This window comes from Sphingomonas sp. CV7422 (genome assembly GCF_027945725.1).
Taxonomy (GTDB): Bacteria; Pseudomonadota; Alphaproteobacteria; order Sphingomonadales; family Sphingomonadaceae; genus Sphingomonas; species Sphingomonas kyungheensis.
Genome location: NZ_CP115900.1, coordinates 2,971,991 through 2,986,776, shown reverse-complemented (window position 1 = coordinate 2,986,776; position 14,786 = coordinate 2,971,991). Strand labels below are relative to the sequence as shown.

General features: G+C 69.1%; 16 protein-coding genes. 8 read left to right on the top strand and 8 right to left on the bottom strand.

What is annotated here, in order from left to right:
• Positions 1–23: 23 nt before the first annotated feature.
• Positions 24–512: an SH3 domain-containing protein gene (locus PBN85_RS14140; protein ID WP_037532116.1), complete on the top strand. Its 489-nt coding sequence runs from the start codon at positions 24–26 to the stop codon at positions 510–512.
• A gap of 481 nt (positions 513–993) precedes the next feature.
• Here PBN85_RS14140 and PBN85_RS14135 read toward each other — a convergent pair whose 3' ends face one another.
• Positions 994–2,178 (bottom strand): acetyl-CoA C-acyltransferase, encoded by a 1,185-nt coding sequence (locus PBN85_RS14135; RefSeq protein ID WP_271299399.1) that lies wholly within the window; start codon positions 2,176–2,178, stop codon positions 994–996.
• Positions 2,179–2,907: 729 nt separating this feature from the next.
• Between PBN85_RS14135 and PBN85_RS14130 the strand changes: the two genes are divergently transcribed.
• The 6 genes from PBN85_RS14130 to PBN85_RS14105 all read left to right on the top strand — a co-directional run bounded on the left by PBN85_RS14130 (position 2,908) and on the right by PBN85_RS14105 (position 7,942).
• The gene (locus PBN85_RS14130) at positions 2,908–3,168 is read left to right on the top strand and encodes a hypothetical protein (RefSeq protein WP_235199541.1); all 261 of its coding nucleotides are present in this window, start codon (positions 2,908–2,910) and stop codon (positions 3,166–3,168) included.
• A gap of 1 nt (position 3,169) precedes the next feature.
• A complete protein-coding gene (locus PBN85_RS14125; protein ID WP_271299398.1) occupies positions 3,170–3,919 on the top strand; it encodes a prepilin peptidase in 750 nt (249 codons plus the stop codon).
• A complete protein-coding gene (locus PBN85_RS14120; protein WP_271299397.1) occupies positions 3,916–4,335 on the top strand; it encodes a hypothetical protein in 420 nt (139 codons plus the stop codon). The genes PBN85_RS14125 and PBN85_RS14120 overlap by 4 nt, the downstream gene beginning before the upstream one ends.
• 97 nt (positions 4,336–4,432) lie before the next feature.
• On the top strand, positions 4,433–5,839 hold the full coding sequence (locus tag PBN85_RS14115; RefSeq protein ID WP_271299396.1) for a carbohydrate porin: 1,407 nt from the start codon (positions 4,433–4,435) through the stop codon (positions 5,837–5,839).
• 141 nt (positions 5,840–5,980) lie between these two features.
• A complete protein-coding gene (gene glpX / locus PBN85_RS14110) occupies positions 5,981–6,943 on the top strand; it encodes a class II fructose-bisphosphatase (RefSeq protein WP_271299395.1) in 963 nt (320 codons plus the stop codon).
• 285 nt (positions 6,944–7,228) lie between these two features.
• Positions 7,229–7,942 (top strand): CPBP family intramembrane glutamic endopeptidase, encoded by a 714-nt coding sequence (locus PBN85_RS14105; protein ID WP_271300902.1) that lies wholly within the window; start codon positions 7,229–7,231, stop codon positions 7,940–7,942.
• Here the strand turns inward: PBN85_RS14105 and PBN85_RS14100 are convergent.
• From PBN85_RS14100 to PBN85_RS14075, 6 genes are all read right to left on the bottom strand, one after another.
• The gene (locus PBN85_RS14100; protein ID WP_037532128.1) at positions 7,932–8,693 is read right to left on the bottom strand and encodes an ABC transporter permease; all 762 of its coding nucleotides are present in this window, start codon (positions 8,691–8,693) and stop codon (positions 7,932–7,934) included. The genes PBN85_RS14105 and PBN85_RS14100 overlap by 11 nt on opposite strands.
• Positions 8,690–9,619 (bottom strand): ABC transporter ATP-binding protein, encoded by a 930-nt coding sequence (locus tag PBN85_RS14095; protein WP_271299394.1) that lies wholly within the window; start codon positions 9,617–9,619, stop codon positions 8,690–8,692. Before PBN85_RS14095 ends, PBN85_RS14100 begins: the two co-directional genes overlap by 4 nt.
• 447 nt (positions 9,620–10,066) lie before the next feature.
• Positions 10,067–10,780, bottom strand: a complete 714-nt coding sequence (locus PBN85_RS14090) for a DsbA family protein (protein WP_271299393.1) — start codon at positions 10,778–10,780, stop codon at positions 10,067–10,069.
• Positions 10,777–12,159: a M48 family metalloprotease gene (locus PBN85_RS14085; protein WP_443026750.1), complete on the bottom strand. Its 1,383-nt coding sequence runs from the start codon at positions 12,157–12,159 to the stop codon at positions 10,777–10,779. Before PBN85_RS14085 ends, PBN85_RS14090 begins: the two co-directional genes overlap by 4 nt.
• Before the next feature lie 91 nt (positions 12,160–12,250).
• Positions 12,251–12,718, bottom strand: a complete 468-nt coding sequence (locus PBN85_RS14080; protein ID WP_037532137.1) for a dihydrofolate reductase — start codon at positions 12,716–12,718, stop codon at positions 12,251–12,253.
• On the bottom strand, positions 12,715–13,509 hold the full coding sequence (locus tag PBN85_RS14075; RefSeq protein ID WP_271299392.1) for a thymidylate synthase: 795 nt from the start codon (positions 13,507–13,509) through the stop codon (positions 12,715–12,717). The genes PBN85_RS14080 and PBN85_RS14075 overlap by 4 nt, the downstream gene beginning before the upstream one ends.
• A 77-nt stretch (positions 13,510–13,586) precedes the next feature.
• Here PBN85_RS14075 and PBN85_RS14070 point away from each other — a divergent pair, with 77 nt between their 5' ends.
• Positions 13,587–13,976, top strand: coding sequence for a JAB domain-containing protein (locus tag PBN85_RS14070; protein ID WP_271299391.1), 390 nt, complete (start codon positions 13,587–13,589; stop codon positions 13,974–13,976).
• Positions 13,977–14,083: 107 nt separating this feature from the next.
• Here PBN85_RS14070 and PBN85_RS14065 read toward each other — a convergent pair whose 3' ends face one another.
• Entirely contained in the window at positions 14,084–14,767 is a 684-nt protein-coding gene (locus PBN85_RS14065; RefSeq protein ID WP_051583271.1) for a class I SAM-dependent methyltransferase, read from the bottom strand.
• Between the last annotated feature and the right edge of the window lie 19 nt (positions 14,768–14,786).

Here is a 14,786-nt window from a genome sequence, read left to right as displayed (position 1 = left end):
CTTCACGGTCAAGGAATGTTACCATGCGCCTTCGGGCTTTAGCGATCGCAGGGCTGGCGATGCTGACGGCGGACGGCAGCGCGCAGGCAGCCGAAGCGAAGCGGACGCTCCCCTATTACGCGTCGATCAGCGCCGGCCGCGCGCGGATGCGCACCGGGCCGGACCGCACCTATCCGGCGAGCTGGCTCTACCAGCGTGCCGACCTGCCGGTGCGGGTGGTCGCGGTGTTCAAGCAATGGCGCAAGGTCGAGGACCCCGGCGGCACGCAGGGGTGGATGCTCGCCGCGCTGCTCAGCGACCGACGCACCGCGATCGTCCGCGGCCCCCAGCCGTTGGAGATGCACGAACGCGCCTCGTCGGGCACCAAGCTGCTGTGGCGCGCGGCGCCGGGCGTCGTCGGCCGGCTCAGCGCCTGCGGCGGCGGCTGGTGCCGCTTCGACGTCCACGGTCAGGCGGGCTATGTCGAGTCGAGCGGCCTGTGGGGCGTCGAGCCGGGCGAGCAGCTGCCGTAACGTCGCCGGCTTTCGCCTGCCGCGGTCCGAGCGACCCTGTGCGCCGTCCTCCATTACCAAGCCGCACTGCTTATCGCGGCCGGATGTTTTCGCGCAGAGGCGCAGAGAAGGGCGGTCGATGGAATGGCGCGACCGCCTCGACCGGTCAGACGGCTGACGCCGAATGATGCACGCGAAGACGCGAAGATGGTGCGCGTGAGCGCACTTCCTCGACCTCTTTGAGCGAAGGCTGGACGGGGCCGTTCCCTCCTTCTTCTCCGCGCCTCCGCGCCTCCGCGTGAACCTCTTCTTATCTTCGCGTCTTCGCGTCTTCGCGTGAACCCGCAACGACGTGCGTTCACAGCACGGTCAATGATCCACGCGGAGGCGCGGAGAAGAAAGGGCGGTGGCTTCGCCCGGGTAGCGGCTGGCGCCGCGGCGGCCCGCAAGGTTTCGGCAAGTCCCGAGCGCTCCCTGCACGCCTCCGCGCGACCTCGCTAGGTCACACCAGTTCGACCGCCATCGCCGTCGCCTCGCCGCCGCCGATGCACAGCGAGGCGAGGCCGCGGCGCTGGCCGTTGGTCTCGAGCGCCGACAGCAACGTCGCGAGGATGCGCGCGCCGCTCGCGCCGATCGGATGGCCGAGCGCGCAGGCGCCGCCATGGACGTTGAGCCGCGCCGGATCGAGGCCGAGATCGTGGATCGCGATCATCGACACCACCGCGAACGCCTCGTTGACCTCGAACAGGTCGACGTCGTCGCGGCTCCAGCCGGCGCGCTCCATCGCCTTGCGCATCGCGAACACCGGCGCGGTGGTGAACTTCGCCGGCGCATGCGCATGCGCGGCGTGTGCGACGATCCGCGCGACCGGCGAGAGGCCGAGCCGCTCGGCGACGCTGGCGCGCGTCATCACCAGCGCAGCGGCGCCGTCGGAGATCGACGAGGCATTGGCTGCGGTGATCGTGCCGTCGCGCGAGAAGGCGGGCTTGAGCGTCGGGATCTTGGCGACGTCGCCGCGCGCCGGCTGCTCGTCGCGCGCCACCGTCGTGCTGCCCTTGCGGCCCTTGACCTCGACCGCAACGATCTCGCGATCGAACGCACCGCTGGTCTGCGCGCGCTGCGCCCGGTGCAGCGATTCGATCGCATAATCGTCCATCGCCTGACGCGTGAACTGGTAATCGGCTGCGGTTTCTTCGGCGAAATGGCCCATCAGCCGGCCCGGCTCGTACGCATCCTCCAGCCCGTCGAGGTACATATGATCGTACATCGTGTCGTGGCCGATGCGTGCGCCGCTGCGATGCGTCTTGGACAGATAGGGGGCATTGGTCATGCTCTCCATTCCGCCGGCGACGAGCAGGTCGGCAGAGCCCGCGGCGAGGGCATCCGCGGCCATGATCGCCGCCTGCATCCCCGATCCGCACATCTTGTTGACCGTCGTCGCCTCGACATGCGTGCCGAGCCCCGCGCCGATCGCTGCCTGCCGCGCCGGCGCCTGGCCGAGCCCGGCGGGCAGCACGCAGCCCATGTAGATCCGCTCGATCGCCTCCGCGGGCGCCTGTGCGCGCGCGACCGCCGCGGCGGCGGCGGCGGCACCGAGCTCGGTCGCCGAGGCGCCGGCGAGCGACCCCTGGAACGAGCCCATCGGCGTGCGGGCATAACTGACGATGACGACGGGATCGGTGGACATGCGCTCTCCGGTGTTTCTAGTTGCGTGCGATCTAGGTGGTGGCGGGAGGCGGGGCAATGCGGTCTGCGGTGAAAGCGGCCGGGCGGTGCCGGCCGGCGGGCGCGCGCTTCGTTGGTTGGAGGGGGGATGCCGGACCCGTCCGGGCGTCCGCCGTGCCGCGCCGGCATGAAGCTCGGCGGCTGCGTGCTTGTGGCTGCCGGACCGAGTTGAGAGCCTGGCGAACCTCGGACGGATGCACTCACCGATTTACCACCCCGGCGGAGGCCGGGGTCCAGTCGGGTGAAGCGTTGTCCTGCCTCAGTACGGGTCTCCAACTGGACCCCGGCCTCCGCCGGGGTGGTCGGGAGGGTGTCGCAGCGGTCGTGCGCAGGCGGAGTTGCGGGAGCCGGGCAGAGCGACTGGCTGAGGCGCGACGATCGGCAGACTCATGTTTTGACGAGGCTCTCGCAAAAGTCTCGGCATCACCCGAAACGCGCCGTCACACCGGACATGTTTCGCGGTCCACCCTGCCGCGCCATCACCGGCTGACGCTCCTGCGGCGTGGATGCCGGACCGGGTGCGGCATGACGGCAGGGGTTTTGCCGAGGTCCCCCCTTCTCGTCAGCGACATTGCGAGCGCCGTCGCGCCGCCGTCGGGTTTCGCGGCGGAGATACCTTCGCGGCACGGCAAATCGTCCGTAAGCCTTTATTTCCACGGGATACTTTTGCGGCACCACTCGCTCAGCGAGGATGGAGACGTATATCGAGCCGATCCGCTGGTTCGCGTCGATCAGCGGGATGATCGCGGCGACCATCGTGGCACTGGACTGGGGGCGGCGCGATACCGGCTGGGCGATGGTGCTGTTCTGCCTGTCGGCAGTGGCGTGGCTCGCCGGCGCGGCGATGATGCGGGACTGGGCGTTGGGCTCGCAGAACATCGTGCTGCTGCTGATCGATCTGCTCGGCGTCTACCGCTATCTGATCCGCGAGCCGGCTCCCGGCGAGGCGTGACGTGAGCGTCGGCTGGGCGCTCGCGCTCGGCGGGCTCGGCGCGATCTTCGGCAGCTTCATCGCGGCGCTGGTGATCCGCTGGCCGGCGGGCCGATCGGTGCTGCAGGGCCGGTCGGCGTGCGATGCATGCGAGCGGACGCTGTCGCCGCTCGAGCTGGTGCCGATCGTCAGCTTCCTTGCCCAGCGCGGACGCTGCCGCGCCTGTGGCGCGCGGATCGAGCCGACGCATCTGTGGATCGAGCTGGCGGCGGTGGCGATCGGCGCGGCGGCGGGGGCGGTGGCGCCGGGCTGGGGCGGGATCGCCGGCGCGACGTTCGGCTGGCTGCTGCTCGCCCTCGCCGCGCTCGATATCGTCGCCTTGTGGCTGCCCGACCGGCTGACCGCGCTGCTCGCGGCGGCGGGACTGGCGAGCGGCCTCACGGATCTGCCCCCCGGCTGGACCGACCGGTTGATCGGCGGGGTGGCCGGCTATGGTGCGCTCGCCGCGATCGCCTGGGGCTACAAGGCGTGGCGCGGGCATGACGGCATGGGCGGCGGCGATCCCAAATTGTTCGGCGCGATCGGCCTGTGGCTCGGCTGGCGGATGCTGCCGGCGGTGCTGGTGATCGCCAGCCTCGTCGGGCTCGGCGTCGCGCTGTTCGCCCGCGTCACCGGCCGGACGATCGCGCACGATACGGCGCTGCCGTTCGGCGCGTTGCTGGGAGTCGCGGCTTACCCCGCGTGGCTCGCCATGGTAGGGTGGGCGTCATGATCGCGCTGTTGCTCGCCGCCGCCCTGCAGACCGCCGCGCCCGCCGCCCCGACCGGGCTTGGCGCGATCGGCCAGCAGCATCTGCCTGCGAAGGGGTGTGCCGCCTATCTGTGGAACCCGGCCGACCGCCAGCTCGTCGCGATGGCGACCGCGGACCCGGCGACGTTGCGTATCGCGGTCGGCGGCAAGACGATCGATCTCGCGCGCAGCGGCGGCGGGGCGGCGGCGGCGCTCGGCTTTGCCGAGGCGACGGACTATGTCGGCGGCGACCTCCACGTCCGGCTGGCGATGACGATCGTCCAGCAGGACGGCCTCACCGCCGGCGCGCGCGTGCCGCAGGCCTCATTGCAGGTCGAACGACCGGGGCAGGACGCGCTCGTCCTCCCCGTCGCCGGGCTGGTCGGCTGCCGCAGCTGAGCGCGACCTAGCCGCCGTCCATCGCACCCTGTCGTTGCGCAGGTAGAACAAACATCGTTCATAACGGTTCTACCCCTCGCCAATGAGGGGGACGAGCATGATGACACGATCTTTCCTGCTCGCGGCGTGCGCCGCGCTGTCGGCCGCACCCGCGCAGGCGCAACAGGTGGATGTCGGCGCTCCGGCAGCCCCGGACGCGGCGACGCCCACCAACGGCCAGGCGGATACCCAGCACCGGCCGCGCACGCCGATCCGCCGCGCGCGCGACACGTCGCCATCGGCGCTGATCGGCGATACGCAGAGCGCGCCGCCGCCGGGGCTGATCGGCGACTGGCAGACGATCCGCACCCGGCTCGGCGCCCGCGGCATCGGCGTCACCGCGCGCTATGCGTCGGAGAGCGGCTATAATATTGCCGGCGGCACGCGGAAGCTGTTGCGCGAGACGGGGCAATTCGACGCGGGCATGCTGCTCGACCTCGACAAGCTCGTCGGGCTGACCGGCGGCGCCTTCCAGGCGACGGTGACGTGGCGGCGCGGTCGCAACCTGACCGCCGACGCCGGGATCGATGCGCTGCAACAGGTGCAGGAGGTCTATGGCCGCGGCCAGACCGTCCGCGTCACGCAATTATGGTATGAGCAAAGGCTCGGCCAGCGCGTCGAGGTCAAGCTCGGCCGCACCAACCCGGGCGAGGATTTCGCGGTCTTCTCCTGCCACTTTATGAATCTCAGCTTCTGCGGCGCGCAGCCGGGCAATCTGGTCGGCGATTATTGGCAGAACTGGCCGGTCGGCCAATGGGGCGGGCGGGTCCGCGTCGACCTGCCGCACGACCTCTACGTGCAGGGCGGCGTCTATGAGATCAATCCGCGCAATCTCGACACCGGCTTCTTCCTGTGGCGGCTGCATGGCGCGACCGGCGCGCTGATCCCGGCGGAGGTCGGCTGGACGCGCGGCGGCGACGACGGTCATGTCGGATCGTACAAGGTCGGCGGCTGGATCGGCACGGCGCGCGGTGACGACGTGCTGCTCGACGTGAACCGCGCGCCGCGCGTCGTCACCGGTCTGTCGCCGCTCGAACATGCCAGCCGATACGGCATCTATGCGACGGTACAGCAGCAGCTGACGGGCGAGTCGAAAGACGGCAAGGCGCTGACCGGGCTGTCGATGTTCGCCAATGTCACGCAGGCGGACCGGGCGACGTCAGTGACCGACAATCAGGTGTCGCTCGGCCTGTTCTACAAGGGGCTGGTGCCGGCGGTGCCGGGCGACGTGCTCGGCGTCGCGGCGGCGCGGACCAACGTCAACGGCCGCGCCGCGATCGCCGACCGGCTGGTGCCCGGCACGCCGGTCCGCGACGCCGAATATGCCGCCGAGGTCTATTACAGCATCCACCCCGCTGCTTGGCTCGAGCTGCGTCCCAATCTGCAATATATCCACCATCCCGGCGGCATCCGGGAAGCGCATGACGTCGGCATCCTGGGGATGAAGGCGGCGGTGACGCTCTGAGCAGGGGCGCCGGTCGGCGGTGACGCTCTGGCCGGCTCGTCGCGCCGGCTCGCCTTGACCCGCGCCGGGACGCGATCCGTGCTTGTCGTGCCGCCGCTGCCGGGGTAGACCGGTGTTATACACGTTAAACAGAGGTATAGCATGCAAACCGCCAGCCAGGTCCTCGATCGCGTCCTCGTCCTCGAGATGGTGCGCGTCACCGAGGCGGCGGCGGTGTCCGCCTCGACGCTGACCGGGCGCGGCGACGAGAAGGCGGCGGATGCCGCCGCGGTCGAGGCGATGCGCGCCGCACTCAACGAACTCGACATCGACGGCACGGTGGTGATCGGCGAGGGCGAGCGCGACGAGGCGCCGATGCTGTTCATCGGCGAGAAGGTCGGTACCGGCAACGGCCCGGCGATCGACATCGCGCTCGATCCGCTCGAAGGCACGACGATCTGCGCCAAGGCCGGGCCGAACAGCCTCGCGGTGCTGGCGATCGCCGAAAAGGGCGGCCTGCTCAACGCCCCCGACGTCTATATGGACAAGATCGCGGTCGGGCCGAACCTGCCGGCGGGGGTGATCGACCTCGACCGCACGCCGACCGAGAACATCCATGCGATTGCCGCCGCCAAGGGCGTCGCCCCCAATGCTATCATCGCCTGCGTGCTCGACCGGCCGCGGCACGAGGCGTTGATCGCCGAACTACGTGCGATCGGCTGCGGCGTGATGCTGATCGGCGACGGCGACGTCGCCGGGGTGATCGCCACCGCCGATCCCGACACGACGATCGACGTCTATATGGGATCGGGCGGCGCGCCGGAGGGGGTGCTCGCCTGCGCCGCGCTGCGCTGCGTCGGCGGTCAGTTCAAGGGCCGGCTGCTGTTCCGCAACGACGACGAGCGCGCCCGCGCCCGCAAATGGGGCATCGCCGATCTCGACAAGCAATATGACCTCGAGGAGCTGGCGCGCGGCGACTGCATCTTCGCCGCGACCGGCGTGACCGACGGCTCGCTGCTCGCCGGCGTCAAGCGCAGGAAGGGCAAGATGACCACCGAGAGCGTGGTGATGCGCGCCTCGACCGGCACGGTGCGCTGGGTCAAGGGCGAACACCGCACCGATTGACCGGGGCGGGGTTTTGGTGCTGGGGCCGTGCCGGTGTCGTGCCTGGGCCGTGCCGGCGCCGCTCGGACGTCGGAGCCGGCGCCGCTCGAACGTCGGGGCGGCGCCCGTTCCCCTATCGTCATCCCGGCGAAAGCCGGGATCCATGGTTGCGAGGGTCACAATGGGGCGCGAAACCTCGCCGGCATCGTGTCCATGGATCCCGGCTTCGCGGGGATGACGATTGAAGGAGTGGCTGTGACGCACTCACCCATGGACTTCGCCGCGCATCCGGGCTGAGTGGCCGTCATGCTCGCCACCATCCTCGTCCTGACGCTCGCCTATCAGATCGCCCTGTTGCAGCGTGGGCGGATGTTCGTCTGGGCGCGCGTGGGGTTAGAGGCGCGGCATCTGCGCTGGGCGCTGACCTTGTGGATCGGCTATGGCCTCGTCGCGCTCGCCGGGCTGGCGGCGGTGCAGCGCCTGTCCGGCATCTGGCGACTGCCGACGGAGTTCTGGGCGCTCGCCGTCGTCGCGGAGGTGCCGCCCGGCTCGATCGGCGCGGATACGGTGGCGATCGGGCTCGTCGGCGGCAGCCTGCTCGGGCTGCTGCTGACCTGGTGGCGGGCGCGGCGCGGCCGGGCGCCGTGGACCGCGGGCGATGCGCGCGCGGTGATGCCGACCAGCGATGCCGATTTGTGGCCCGCCGCCGTGCTCGCGCTGTCGGCGGGGACGGCCGAGGAGCTCTTCTACCGGCTGCATCTGCCGGTGGTGGTGGCGATGGCGAGCGGATCGGGGCTTGCCGGGGTGATCGTCGCCAACAGCGCCTTTGCGGCGATGCACCGCTATCAGGGCTGGATCGGCGTCGCCGCGACCTTCGTCGGCGGCGCTTTGCTCTCCGCGCTCTATATGGGCACCGGCGCGCTGTGGGTGCCGATGGCGGTGCACGTGCTGGTCGACCTCAACGCGCTGGTGCTGCGGCCGGCGCTGTCGGCGCGGGTGCGGCGGCGGCTCAGCTCTTGAGCCGCCAGCCGCTCTTGAAGATCCAGGCGATGATCGCGAGGCAGACGACGAGGAAGCCGAGCGTCACGCCGAGGCTGAGCGCGATGTCGACATCGCCCTTGCCGAAGAAGCTCCAGCGGAAGCCGCTGACCAGATAGACGACCGGGTTGAACAGGCTGACCGTCCGCCACGGCTGCGGCAGCATGTCGATCGAATAGAAGCTGCCGCCGAGGAAGGTCAGCGGCGTGATTAGCAGCATCGGCACGAAGTTGAGCTGTTCGAAGCTGCCCGCCCAGATGCCGAGGATGAAGCCGAACAGGCTGAAGGCGAGGGCGGTAAGCAGCAGGAAGGCGATCATCGCGCCGGGATGCAGCACCGTGATCGGCACGAAAAAGGCGGAGGTGGCGAGGATGATCAGGCCGAGCACCACCGACTTGGTCGCCGCCGCACCGACATAGCCGAGCACCATCTCCATCGCCGAGATCGGCGCGGACAGCAGTTCGAAGACGGTGCCGGTGAACTTGGGGAAGTAGATGCCGATCGAGGCATTGCCGACGCTCTGCGTCAGCAGCGACAGCATGATCAGGCCGGGGACGATGAAACTGCCATAGCCGACGCCGTCGACCGTCTGCATCCGGCTGCCGATCGCGCCGCCGAAGACGATGAAATAGAGGCTGGTGGTCAGCACCGGCGCGACGAGGCTCTGCCAGAGCGTGCGCAAAGCGCGCGCCATCTCGAAGCGATAGATCGCCCAGACACCGTGCAGGTTCATGCGCGTTCCCCCACCAGATCGACGAAAATGTCTTCGAGGCTCGACTTGGACGTCTCGAGATCCTTGAAGGAGATCGACTGTTCCGCCAGCGCGCGCAGCAGCGACGGGATGCCGGTATGCTCCTCGGTCGCGTCGAAGACGTAGCGCAGCACCTTGCCGTCGTTGACGAGGCTGAGCTGCCAGCGCTCCAGGCCGGGCGGCACCGCGGCGAGCGGCTCAACCAGCGTCAGGTCGAGCTCGCGCTTGCCGAGCTTGTGCATCAGCGCGGCCTTTTCCTCGACGAGCAGCAGCCGTCCCTTGTCGATCACGCCGACCCGGTCGGCCATCTCCTCGGCCTCCTCGATATAATGGGTGGTGAGGATGATCGTCGTGCCCTGTTCGCGCAGGCCGTGCACCAGCTTCCACATGTCGCGGCGGAGCGCGACGTCGACGCCGGCGGTCGGCTCGTCGAGGAACAGGATCTCCGGCTCGTGCGCCAGCGCCTTGGCGATCAGCACGCGGCGCTTCATCCCGCCGGACAGCGCCATGATCTTGGTATCGCGCTTGTCCCACAGCGACAGGTCGCGCAGCACGCGCTCGATATGCGCGGGGTTGGCGGGATGGCCGAACAGCCGGCGCGAGAAGGTGACGGTGGCGAGCACCGTCTCGAACATGTCGACCGACAGCTCCTGCGGCACGAGGCCGATGCGGCGCCGTGCGGCCTTATAGTCGCCGAGCGCATCGTGGCCGGCGACGGTGATCGTGCCGCTGCTCGGCGTGACGATGCCGCAGATGATGCTGATCAGCGTCGTCTTGCCCGCGCCATTAGGCCCGAGCAGCGCGAAGATCTCGCCCTTCCGGATGGCGAGGTCGACATGGTGGAGCGCGGTGAAGCCGCCCTTGTACGTCTTGGACACGCCGGCGACGGCGAGTATCGGTTCTGGCATGCGGACGTCCCCCGGTTGCGCCGCAGATAGGGGGGCGAGGGCGGGTTGATAAGGGGCCTCGGCGGGATGGCGCTGGATGAGGGGGTGCCTCAGGCGCTCACGTTCCTCGCGCTCGCATCGATGGCTGTCCGAGCGTGCAGCTGGGTTCGCTCCGCACGCGAGACGGCGAGAGGGCAATGAACGCGATACGGAACCCTAGGGTATTGAGGGTCCATTCCATTGTCTTGGCCGGGTCGCTCCCCCCATTCGTCATCCCGGCGGAAGCCGGGATCCATGGAGGCGGTCGGCTGATGGCGCGTGCTGCCATGGGTGGCGCCGTGTCCATGGATCCCGGCCTGCGCCGGGATGACGAAGGAGAGGGGCGTTCCAGCCAACGACTGACGGCTGACGCCCCGCGCTCAACATCCGACGCCTCGCGCCCGACACCCCACACCCGACTCGAAGCCCCTATGCTCCCCGCGCGGCGGCGATCGCCTTCTCCAGTTCCTCGATCGGCAGCGCGCCGGACAGGACGCGGTTGCCGACCACCCAGCTCGGCGTGCCGTTCATGCCGAGCTTGGCGGCGACGGTCATGTTCTTGGCGATCTCGGCGTCGATCGTGCCGCTGTCGACCGCGCCGAGGCCGACGCCGGCCTTGGCGGCGGCGGCGGTGATCGAGGCGTCGCTGACCGGGCCGCCGGCGTAGAGCGCGTCATGGAAGGCGAGGAACTTGCCCTGCTGCGCCGCGGCGAGGCTGGCACGGGCGGCGGTGCGGCTCGCCTCGGACAGGATCGGCAGGTCGCGATAGACGATACGCAATTTCCCGTCGCGCTTGAGCAGATCGGCGATCATCGGCAGCGATGCGCGGCAATAGCCGCAATTATAGTCGAAATATTCGACCAACGTGACGTCGCCCTGCGGATTGCCCGCCCAGGCGCTGCCGAACGGCGTGACGATCGCCTCGCGGTTCGCGGCGACCAATTCGCCCGACTGACGCTCCTGCAACCCCTGCATCGCCTGCGGGATGATCTCGGGATGGGCGAGGACGTAATCGTGGACGACACGCTCGATCCGCGCCTGATCGGCACCGCCAGGGCTGGCGAACCGCTCATAGCTCCACACCGCGCCGGCACCGATCAGGCCGCCGAGCGCCGCGACCAGCGGCAAGGTAAAACGCGTCATCGTTTTTTATATTTCTTCGGATTGTCGTCCATGTCGTTCTGCGCGGCCATCGCAATGTCCTGCGCGCGGATCCAGTCGGACGAGTTGGCGGGAAGGTTGGCGAGCGCATAGCGCGCACTTTGCGCGGCGGTCCGCTGATCGCCCTCCATGCTGGCGCGCTCGGCGGTGGCGAGCGCGGCGCGCGGCGTGTCGCCGGTCAGTTCATAGACCGTGCCGAGCTGATACCAGGCGAAGGGGTTTTCGTCATCGCGGCCGACCGCGACGCGCAGCACGCGCACCGCCTCGGGATAATTGGCCTTGTCCTCGGTGGCGATCAGCGCGTGGCCGAAGGTGGTGGCGATCAGCGGATTGTTGCGCGAGCCTTCGGTGGCGGCGCGCAACGGCGCGACGGCGTCGGCGGGATGGCCCGCTTCGAGCAGGATCTGGCCGCGGATCTCCTGGAAATAGGGATCGTCGGGCTTTGCCTTGATCAGCGCGACCGATTCGGCATCCGCCTTGTCCGGATAGCCCGCCTTATGCCAGGCATAGGCGCGGGCGTAATGCGCGTAGATGCTGGTGTCGCTCTCCGGAAAGTCCTTGAGCGTCCGCTCCGGGCTCATCACATAGCCTTCGAGCTTCGCCTTGACGCGGCGGAAGCGTTCCTCGATCGCCGGGTCGGACGGCTTGTTCCACGACGGCGACGCCTTGAGCACCGCGGTGAGGCTGGCGATGCGGTCGCCGGACAGCGGGTGCGTCTGCATGAACGGATCGATATTCTCGACGCCGTAGCGATATTCCTGCTGCTGGAGCGTGCCGAAGAAGCTCAGCATGCCCTTGCCGGTGACGCCGGCGCTGTTGAGGAAGCGCGCACCGGCGGCATCGGCGGCATTTTCCTGCGTGCGGCTGAACGACAGATATTTGGCCATGCCGGCGGACTGGCCGAGCGCCATCAGCCCCGCGCCCGCCTCGCCCGCGCCGGCCGCCACCGCGGCGAGGCCGAGCACCATCGACAGCAAGGTGATGTGCATCGCCGGCTTGATGCCATTGTCGGCCAGCACGACGTGGCCGGCGGCGATATGGCCGAGCTCATGCGCGATGACGCCCTGCACCTGATTGGCGTTGACCGCCGCCTGGAGCAGACCGGAATGAACGTAGACGGTCTGGCCGCCGGCGACGAAGGCGTTGATCGAATCGTCGTTGATCAGCACGACCTTGACGTCGCGCGGGGAGAGGCCGGCGGCCTTGATGAGCGGCACCGACATGTCGCTGAACATCGCCTCGGTCTCGGCATCGCGCAGGATCGACTGCGCCTGCACCGGCGCGGCGCAGACCAGCGCGGCGGCGGCGGTGCACACGGCGAGTCGCATGATGCGGGGAGAGCGGGCGATCACCCGCTCCATATAGGCAGGCGGCGGAGGAAGGTCACGGCGAAAGCGGTGGGGCGGGGCGCCGCAGCGGCCTCCGACCCGGCCGTCGGTCAAATTGCCGCGGCTATCGCGGTATCAGCGTCACGAAGCTGTACGCGGGGCGCCCGTCCGCCGCAGCGATGTCCTCACGGGCGATCTCACGCCAGTCGGCGAAGCCTGGCATGGTGACGTCGCCGTCGGCGTCGCAATGGACCTCGGTCAATTCGATCCGGTCGGCGCGGTCGCGGAGCAGCGCGAAGATCTCCGCGCCGCCGATCACCGCGACATCCGCACCGGCGAGCGCCAGCGCCGCGTCGACATCATGCGCGACTTCGGCCCCGGGCGCCGACCACTGGCGGTCGCGGGTCAGCACGATATGGCGGCGGCCCGGCAGCGGCGCCGGGAAGCTGTCGAACGTCTTGCGCCCCATCAGCATCGCTCGGCCCAATGTCATCGCCTTGAACCGCTTGAGGTCGGCGGGAAGATGCCAGGGGAGGCGACCGTCCCGGCCGATCACGCCATTGTCGGCGCGGGCGAGGTGGAAGCTGATCACACCGACACCGCCGCCTTGATATGCGGCTGCGCGACATAATCGTGCAGCACGAAATCCTCATAGGCATAAGCGTCGATCGAATCGGGTCGGCGGGTGATCTCGAGTCGCGGCAGCGGCCCCGGCGTCCGCGTCAGTTGCAGCCGCGCCTGATCGAGGTGGTTCGTATAGAGGTGGCAATCGCCGCCGGTCCAGATGAACTCGCCGACCGCCAGATTGCATTGCTGCGCGAGGATATGGGTGAGCAGCGCATAACTGGCGATGTTGAACGGCACGCCGAGGAAGATGTCCGCCGACCGCTGGTAGAGCTGGAGCGAGAGGCGGCCGTCGGCGACATGCGTCTGGAACAGGCAGTGGCAGGGCGCCAGCGCCATCGCGTGGAGATCACCGGGGTTCCATGCCGAGACGATCTGGCGGCGCGAGGCGGGCTGGCTGCGGATCTGTGCGATCAGCTCGGCGATCTGGTCGATATGGCGGCCATCGGCGGTTGCCCAGTCGCGCCATTGCTTGCCATAGACCGGGCCGAGATCGCCCGCTTCGTCCGCCCATTCATCCCAGATGCTGACCTTCTGCTCCTGCAGCCAGCGCACGTTGGTGTCGCCGCGCAGGAACCACAGCAATTCGATGATGATCGAGCGCAGATGCAGCTTCTTGGTGGTCAGCACCGGAAAGCCCTGCGCCAGGTCGAACCGCATCTGCGCGCCGAAGACGGCGCGCGTGCCGGTGCCGGTCCGGTCCATCTGGGTGGTGCCGCTGGTCAGCACGCGATCGATCAGGTCGAGATATTGGCGCATCGCGACCGCCTATCGCGTGGCGCCGTTTTGGGCGAGCTTTTTGCTGCGACGATCCGCCGCGTGCGCGACAAACCGTCGTGCCGGATGATCCTGTCCCGATCCTCATCACCGATCCTCACGCCGTCATCCGTCTGCTCGCGGACCTGGGTGACGCGACGCTCGAGCGCGCGACCGTCCTGTATCTTGATCCGAATTGGATATATCTCGGCCGGCTCGATTTCGTCGGGACGAGCGAGCAGGTCGCGCCGCCGCTGCGCGCGATCATCGCCGAGGCGCTGCGGCTCGATGCCGCGCGGCTGATCCTCGCGCACAATCATCCCGGCGGCGATCCGCGGCCGAGCGCCGCCGATCTCGACTATACCCGCACGCTGGCGCGCGTCGCCGAGGCGCTCGACATGATGCTCGCCGATCATCTGATCCTCGCCGCAGGGCAGGTGACGAGCCTGTTCGACGTTCGGTTGCTCTGAGATTCGGGCGTCAGCTCGGATGGTGGAGAGGCGGGTTCGCACAGAGGCGCGGACACGGCACTGCGCGGCATCCGCCCACTCCCGTCGCCGCGGCGATACGACCGCCGCTAGCGCAGGACGCAGGGTTTGATCGCCTCGGGTTCGGGGCGGGGGCCGACGGCGCGGAAGGTGGCAAGATAGCCGCCGGCCGAGGGCATGTCGCTCATCGACACCTGGCGATAGCCGACCGCCTCGAACTCGCAGCGCAGCAGCGCGGGCGGGGTGCCGTGGTTCTGCGTCTGGCGATTGGCGTCGACCACCACCACCAGCCCGTCGGGCTTGAGCGACGGCCGCAGCCGCCAGAGGAATTCATAGGGCTGCGCGATCTCGTGATACATGTGCACCATCAGCACGCGATCGAAGCTCGCGTCGGGCAATTTGGGATCGTCCGGCGTGCCGAGCCGTACCGAGACATTCTCCAGATCCTCGCGCGCGACGCGTTCGGCGAGCGTGTCGCGGACGCTGGCGACGATATCCTCGGCGAGCACGCGTCCGTCCTTGCCGACGCGGCTGGCGAGGCGGATCGTGTAATAGCCTTCGCCCGCGCCGATGTCGGCGACGGTCATGCCCTTGGCGATCCCCGCCTTGCTCATCACCTCGCCCGCCTCGTTGACGCGGTCGCGCGCTTCCTCGTTCGACCAGCGCGCCGAGACGATATGCGCCACCGGCCGATCCGCGGCGGGGAAGAGCATCGGCTTCTCATCCTGGCGGATCAGCGGTTTCGAACCGTCGCACGCGGTCGCGGCGAGCATCGTCGCGAAGGTCAGCAGC

Bases quoted from the DNA above. Each gene is read 5' to 3' on its own strand.
- PBN85_RS14140 (WP_037532116.1), top strand. From the start codon at position 24: ATGCGCCTTCGGGCTTTAGCGATCGCAGGGCTGGCGATGCTGACGGCG.
- PBN85_RS14105 (WP_271300902.1), top strand. From the start codon at position 7,229: ATGCTCGCCACCATCCTCGTCCTGACGCTCGCCTATCAGATCGCCCTG.
- glpX (WP_271299395.1), top strand. From the start codon at position 5,981: ATGCAAACCGCCAGCCAGGTCCTCGATCGCGTCCTCGTCCTCGAGATG.
- PBN85_RS14115 (WP_271299396.1), top strand. From the start codon at position 4,433: ATGATGACACGATCTTTCCTGCTCGCGGCGTGCGCCGCGCTGTCGGCC.
- PBN85_RS14075 (WP_271299392.1), bottom strand. From the start codon at position 13,509: ATGCGCCAATATCTCGACCTGATCGATCGCGTGCTGACCAGCGGCACC.
- PBN85_RS14130 (WP_235199541.1), top strand. From the start codon at position 2,908: ATGGAGACGTATATCGAGCCGATCCGCTGGTTCGCGTCGATCAGCGGG.
- PBN85_RS14100 (WP_037532128.1), bottom strand. From the start codon at position 8,693: ATGAACCTGCACGGTGTCTGGGCGATCTATCGCTTCGAGATGGCGCGC.
- PBN85_RS14065 (WP_051583271.1), bottom strand. From the start codon at position 14,767: ATGCTCGCCGCGACCGCGTGCGACGGTTCGAAACCGCTGATCCGCCAG.
- PBN85_RS14090 (WP_271299393.1), bottom strand. From the start codon at position 10,780: ATGACGCGTTTTACCTTGCCGCTGGTCGCGGCGCTCGGCGGCCTGATC.
- PBN85_RS14120 (WP_271299397.1), top strand. From the start codon at position 3,916: ATGATCGCGCTGTTGCTCGCCGCCGCCCTGCAGACCGCCGCGCCCGCC.
- PBN85_RS14085 (WP_443026750.1), bottom strand. From the start codon at position 12,159: ATGGAGCGGGTGATCGCCCGCTCTCCCCGCATCATGCGACTCGCCGTG.
- PBN85_RS14095 (WP_271299394.1), bottom strand. From the start codon at position 9,619: ATGCCAGAACCGATACTCGCCGTCGCCGGCGTGTCCAAGACGTACAAG.
- PBN85_RS14135 (WP_271299399.1), bottom strand. From the start codon at position 2,178: ATGTCCACCGATCCCGTCGTCATCGTCAGTTATGCCCGCACGCCGATG.